We start from the raw sequence: 6,256 nt of genomic DNA, 5'->3' as shown, positions 1-6,256 counted from the left end.
TGGATTCCCGCGTGCGCGGGAATGACACAAACCGCAGGTTTGGTCGTAAAAACTGGAGGTTTTTATGACAGAAAAATGCAATTTTATCACAAAACGCGGCAAACAGCGGGATATTAACCCTACTATATGTAATAAAAATCTGAGAGTTTGACAAAACTATTTTGGTATATATTATAAATCTGTGATGAAAACAATAATTTGCTTATTAATGATAATAGGTATAATGATTTGTGGAGTATCAAATGCCGATAATGCTGCTGGCAATACTACTGCAGCAAAAGGCGATACAACCATCACCATTTACGGCACTGTAAGAACAGATTTCACCTGGTCAAAAAATATGAAAGATAAAGGGAATGCAGCTCAAGAAGACAAAAAATCCCAATTCTCAACCGACCCATAATTTATGTGGAATATAAGACTTATATCATTAATTATTTTTCTTTTAATCCTTGCCTTTGGCAATCCTGAAATGATAAAAAGGGTTTATGCCGAAGAATACTGTATAAAGAATGAGTTATTCATGCTGTATGCCCGGGTAATAAAGGATGAATTTACAGATGAAATAAAGAGATATAAAAATATCAGGACAGATCAGTTTTTTTCCATCGGTGCATCTTTCTCGCCGCTGGCGAAGACTATTACCATTAATCTTGATACACAACCGAAATACAGATGGTATTATACCGGAGATAGACATTTCTTTTTATCAAATCAAGAACTCAAACAAATGCTGTTAAAGGTGGTAGAGGAGGCAAGAATAGATTACTCTATTTATTGTTCTCGCAGGAAATTTCTGCAGGCTCGGGCCAAAAATTTAAATATAAAAGATGAAATCGCTAAAGATGTAATAAATTCTTATATTCCACCATTCAAAGATCTGTATATTTTTATCTTTATAAAAGATAGACCTATTGCCACTTTCAAAGATAATAACTTAAGGCTCAACGGGGAGAAATAACCTCTATTACCTTATGAACCAGATCAGGTGTCTCTGCATTGAACCAGGTTATATTATGAAATTTGTTTCTCAACCAGGTCATCTGTCTCTTTGCCAAATTTTTTGTTGCTTTACAGATATGTGAAAAAAGCTCTTCTTCTTTTAGCTTTCCCTGTAAAAACATTATTATCTCTTTGTATCCTATACATTGAAGTGAAGGAAGAGAGGGGGAATAACCCAATGAAAGGATCTGCCCTACTTCATCCGCAAATCCGCATTTCAGCATCTTTTCTACTCTTTCTTCTATTATTTTGTTTAACTTTTCTTTTTCTACAGAAAGACCAATGAGATGAAAGGAAAAATCCTCATTTTTCTTTACACCTTCTAAATAAGAGGAATAAGGAAGATTATGGGAAAGATAAAAGGAGAAACCACGCTTTATACGATAACTATCGTTTTTATCAATCTTTTCTGCCCATTTCTCATCACATACTTTCAACCACCTGTATATGAAAGAAAGGCCGTATTCACAGCTTACATCCTCTACAAAAGCCTTAATTCTATCATCAATTTCTTGTTCTTCCGGCATTCCATGGATAAGAGCGTATATGTAAAAGATTGTTCCTCCCACAATAATGGGCAATTTCCCATTTTTAGCAATCTTTTTACACAAAGTTTTTGCATCTCTTACAAAATCTCCGCATGAATAGTGCTCATCAGGGTTTCTTATATCTATAAGATAATGCGGAACAGCTCTCTCTGAGGGCAAAACCTTTGCTGTTCCTATGTTTAGGAGGCGATAGACCTGCGTTGCATCGGCAGAAATAATTTCACCATCTATCCTTTTTGCTATCTCTTGAGCTAAAACGCTTTTCCCCGCTGCGGTAGGACCAACGATGACTACTACATCTACCATAGATCTTTGCTGTTCATAAACAATGTTACAGGTCCATCGTTTTTTATATTAACAATCATGTGTGCTCCAAACTTACCTGTAGGAATAGGTTTTTTAATCAGGGAACTCAATGTTTTCTCAAATAATGTCATCAGCTTAATCGCCTCTTCTTTTTCTGCCGCATGCAAATAATCAGGCCTGCGCCCCTTTTTTATATTAGCCGCTAAGGTAAACTCTGAAACGAGTAATATTTCTCCGTCTACATCTACCACCGAACGATTAAACTTTCTTTCATCATCATCAAATATACGCAGATATGCAATTTTGCGGGCTAAAATTGCCGCATCTTCTTCATCATCATCTACACAAACACAGAGAAAAACAAGCAAACCATTGCCAATTTTAGAAATGTTTTTGCCATCCACCTCTACATTTGCTTCCTTTACCCTTTGTATTACTGCTTTCATGCTCCTTCCCTCATTATTGCATCTGTTATTTTTAAAGCTTCTTTTGCTTGTTTAACATCATGAACCCTCAAGATATGTGCACCATTCGTTCTGGCCATTGTTATTGCTGCCAATGTTCCCCACAATCTTTCCTCCACATCATTGTTTAATATCTTGCCGATAAAAGATTTTCTGGATGCGCCTACCAATATAGGTTTTCCTAAAACCTTAAATGCATTCAGTCTGTGGAGAATAACTAAACTATCCTCCATCTTCTTTCCAAATCCTATACCAGGATCAACAATAATTTTTTCTTCATCTACTCCATTTTTTTCCAACATTTCTATATATTCTTCCATTTGCTCTAAAATATCAGAAATAAGATGATCATATACAGGATTCACATTCATTGTTCGTGGTTCTCCCTTCATATGCATGATTATGATGGGAACATTATATTTTTTTATTACATCTATCATCTTTTTATCCAATTTCAATGCCACATCGTTGACCATATTTGCCCCTACCTGTATGGCCTTTTCTGCAACTGTTGACTTGTAAGTATCAATGGAGATGGGAATACTGCTTTTTTTCCTTATTCCTTTAATCACCGGAATAACACGGCTGGTTTCTTTTTTCTCGTCCGCAGCTTTTGCCCCGGGTCTCGTAGATTCTCCGCCCACATCTATGATATCCACTCCATCATCTACCATCTCTAAGGCATGGCTTACTGCCTCTTCTACATTTATATAACTTCCTCCGTCGTAGAAAGAATCCGGTGTAACATTGAGAATACCCATCAGATATGCCCTTTCCCCCAGGTGCATCTTTAGATGTGGTCCTTTGATGATAAATTCGTCCTTTAAACATCCATTAATGTTTTTATTCAGTTCATCTCCCAACATTCTTAACGACGAGAAACTCTGTTTTTTTAATTTTATACTTAAATTTTGCATATCCTTTACATTACCCAATAACAAAACATCTGTTTTCTCTATTTCTCCCAAGACGCAATTTCTGTGCACAGCCGCATCCGCTCCTATAGCAAGAGCTTCCTGTTTTAATATATTTGCCAAAGGGAAAGCTACATCATGAATGCAAAAGCACAGACTACTACCTTTCCCTCTCATAATGGAAAGGCCTATATCATCTACGCCAATGTCTTTCAGCTGCTTGTCGATAAAGGTTATTTCAGGCGGAAATAACTCCAGTTTGAAGAACATTATCTATTCCCAATATTTCATCAATATCTCTTCCTGTGATGGTTTCTTTTTCTAATAACAAGTCAGCAATTTTGTGCAGCTTATCTATATGAGTAGATACTATTTTTTTTGCCATCTCATACCCCTTGTTAACAATCTTTTTAACCTCCGCATCTATAGCAAAAGCTGTTTTCTCACTGTAGGTTTTGTATCTTCCTATTTCTTTTCCTAAAAAGACTTCATTTTTATCCGATACATAAGTAATGGGACCTAAGCTGCTCATTCCCCACTCACAAACCATTTTTCTGGCAATGTCCGTAGCTCTTTCAATGTCATTTGCGGCTCCTGTTGTGATGTGTCCCATGACAAGTTCTTCTGCAACCCTTCCACCCATTAAAACGGCAACTTTATTCATTAAATATTCACTATCGTAGCTGTATCTATCTCCTTCCGGCAATTGTTGAGTTATACCCATTGCCTCTCCATGAGGGATAATGCTTACCTTGTGTACAGGGTCAGTATGGGGGAGAAATTTAGCCACCATAGCATGGCCAGATTCGTGATATGCCGTGTTTTTCTTTTCCTCTTCGCTAATTATCATACTTTTTCTCTCTGGTCCCATAAGCACTTTATCTTTAGCTATCTCAAAATCAGTCATATCTGTTTCTCTTTTATTGAGTTTTGCTGTATGTAAAACTGCTTCATTTACCAGATTGGCCAGATCTGCACCAGAAAAACCAGGAGTTCCTTTGGCTACAATTTTTAGGTCTACATCTTCTGCTAACTTCACATCTACACTATGCACCCTCAATATCTCTTCCCTGCCCTTCACATCTGGTTTTACAACCACTACTTTCCTGTCAAACCTTCCCGGTCTTAATAATGCATGGTCTAAGATATCGGGTCTGTTGGTCGCAGCCATAATAATTACATTATCCGCTGTTTTAAATCCATCCATTTCCACCAGGAGCTGATTTAGAGTTTGTTCTCTTTCGTCATGACCACCGCCGATGCCTGCTCCTCGGTGTCTACCTACAGCATCTATTTCATCAATAAATATAATACATGGTGCATTTTTCTTTGCCTGTTGAAACAGATCTCTTACCCGTGCAGCCCCTACTCCTACAAACATCTCTACAAAATCAGAACCACTAATGTTGAAGAGAGGCACATTTGCCTCTCCCGCTACCGCTTTAGCTAACAAAGTTTTTCCCGTGCCGGGCGGTCCGATTAATAAAACGCCTCTGGGGATCTTTGCTCCCAATCGTTTATATTTTCCGGGATTTTTCAGGAAGTCTATTATCTCTTTTAATTCTTCTTTTGATTCGTCTGCACCAGCGACATCCTTAAATGTAATCTTTTTTCCTGCAGCCATTGCCAAAGGAGCATTTATCTTGCCAAAGCTCATCGCTTTTCCGCCTTTTTGCATTTGATTCATAAAATAGAACCAGAGAAAAACAAGAAGAATTACAGGCGCCCAATAGAAAAGCATATTTAACATAAATGAATTTTTATTTTGCGGAAGAATTTCTATACTGATGTTGTTCTTTTCCAGTTTTTCTATAATGCTTGAATTTTGCGGAATATAGGTTTTGAAAGACTTGTTATCCTTTGATTTTCCTGTTACTTCTGTTCCTTTGATTTTTACGCTCGCGACATTGTTTTCATCAACTGATTCTACAAACTGTGTATAACTGATCTTTTTTGCGGTGTTATAATGTTTGGTACTTAAGGTATTGAACAGAACAATCATAACCAAAGCCACTGCTAACCATAAAAACAAATTCTTATAAAGCGACATTTTTTCTCCTGTAAATATATATATTGACCAACTGTTTAAAGGTCAAGATTCGGTTATCTCATTCAACACAGCCTGGGCAAATTCTTCTATATCTGTGCGAAAAACAAAAAGAGCATATCTATCCATAGGCGTAGGGTCTTTATTAACAATAATCAACTTGCCTTTATTTTCAATAGTATACAGCGGCAATTGAGCGACAGGATAAACAATAAGTGTTGAACCTAAAACGATCATTAACTCTGCTTCGCCCGCCCAACGGCTGGCTTTTTCCATTTCTTTTACTGCTTCGCCAAAGAAAACAACATCTGGCTTGATCAGTCCTCCACACTCGCACCGCGGCACTTCACCCTTCATAATTATCTCTTTAATCTCATCATAGCTATACCTTCTGTCGCAAGAGGTGCAATAAAATTTCCACATAGAGCCGTGAATCTCTATAACATTTTTACTGCCCGCTTTTTGATGCAGTCCATCGATATTCTGAGTAATAATACCCTTTAAATATTTCATTTTTTCCAGTTTTGCCAGAAGCTTGTGCCCTATTGTGGGTTGAGCATCGTGGAGTGCAGGCAGGAGTTCCATTGTAAAATGATAGAAATACTCAGGATGAGTCTGAAAATAGGTTATGTCGAATATTTTATCTGCTGATACGCCTTTCGTTTTATAAATACCTTTATCACCCCTAAAATCAGGAATACCAGCCTTGGTGGATATACCAGCACCTGTTAAAGCAATGATATTATGATGAGATTTAATAACCTGTATCAGCTGATTTACCTTTTCCACAACTATATAAAATCAGAAATTGCATAATGTGTCAAGACAAAGCTTCGCTTTGCTTGCAACTCTCTGCGAGAGTTGTCCAATACCTTTAACCCTATTTGCAAGGTAAAGTTTTGTTAAAACAAAACTTTACCTGTTAGCTAAATTTTAAAAGTGAACTGTTTAAAGATTAAAAGTGAACACCCTTCA

7 protein-coding genes are annotated in these 6,256 nt (G+C 37.1%); 2 read left to right on the top strand and 5 right to left on the bottom strand.

Annotated elements, in window-relative coordinates:
- Positions 1–184: 184 nt before the first annotated feature.
- Positions 185–403, top strand: coding sequence for a hypothetical protein (locus J7J10_03965; GenBank protein ID MCD6130085.1), 219 nt, complete (start codon positions 185–187; stop codon positions 401–403).
- Between the two features lie 69 nt (positions 404–472).
- Positions 473–961: a hypothetical protein gene (locus tag J7J10_03960; protein ID MCD6130084.1), complete on the top strand. Its 489-nt coding sequence runs from the start codon at positions 473–475 to the stop codon at positions 959–961.
- Here the strand turns inward: J7J10_03960 and miaA are convergent.
- Genes miaA through J7J10_03935 form a run of 5 tightly spaced genes read right to left on the bottom strand, consistent with a single transcriptional unit; the run spans position 945 to position 6,076 of the window.
- Positions 945–1,856: a tRNA (adenosine(37)-N6)-dimethylallyltransferase MiaA gene (gene miaA / locus J7J10_03955; GenBank protein ID MCD6130083.1), complete on the bottom strand. Its 912-nt coding sequence runs from the start codon at positions 1,854–1,856 to the stop codon at positions 945–947. The genes J7J10_03960 and miaA overlap by 17 nt on opposite strands.
- On the bottom strand, positions 1,850–2,302 hold the full coding sequence (gene dtd / locus J7J10_03950) for a D-tyrosyl-tRNA(Tyr) deacylase (GenBank protein MCD6130082.1): 453 nt from the start codon (positions 2,300–2,302) through the stop codon (positions 1,850–1,852). The genes miaA and dtd overlap by 7 nt, the downstream gene beginning before the upstream one ends.
- Positions 2,299–3,504, bottom strand: a complete 1,206-nt coding sequence (gene folP, locus J7J10_03945; GenBank protein MCD6130081.1) for a dihydropteroate synthase — start codon at positions 3,502–3,504, stop codon at positions 2,299–2,301. The genes dtd and folP overlap by 4 nt, the downstream gene beginning before the upstream one ends.
- Entirely contained in the window at positions 3,473–5,284 is a 1,812-nt protein-coding gene (gene ftsH, locus J7J10_03940; protein MCD6130080.1) for an ATP-dependent zinc metalloprotease FtsH, read from the bottom strand. The genes folP and ftsH overlap by 32 nt, the downstream gene beginning before the upstream one ends.
- A 42-nt stretch (positions 5,285–5,326) precedes the next feature.
- Complete coding sequence (locus tag J7J10_03935) at positions 5,327–6,076, bottom strand: NAD-dependent protein deacylase (protein MCD6130079.1); 750 nt, start codon at positions 6,074–6,076, stop codon at positions 5,327–5,329.
- Positions 6,077–6,256: the final 180 nt, after the last annotated feature.

The sequence above is a fragment of the Deltaproteobacteria bacterium genome (genome assembly GCA_021159305.1).
Classification (GTDB): domain Bacteria; phylum Campylobacterota_A; class Desulfurellia; order JAGGSF01; family JAGGSF01; genus JAGGSF01.
The sequence above is the reverse complement of the archived record's forward strand: the minus strand, read 5'-3'. Positions and strand labels throughout refer to the sequence as shown.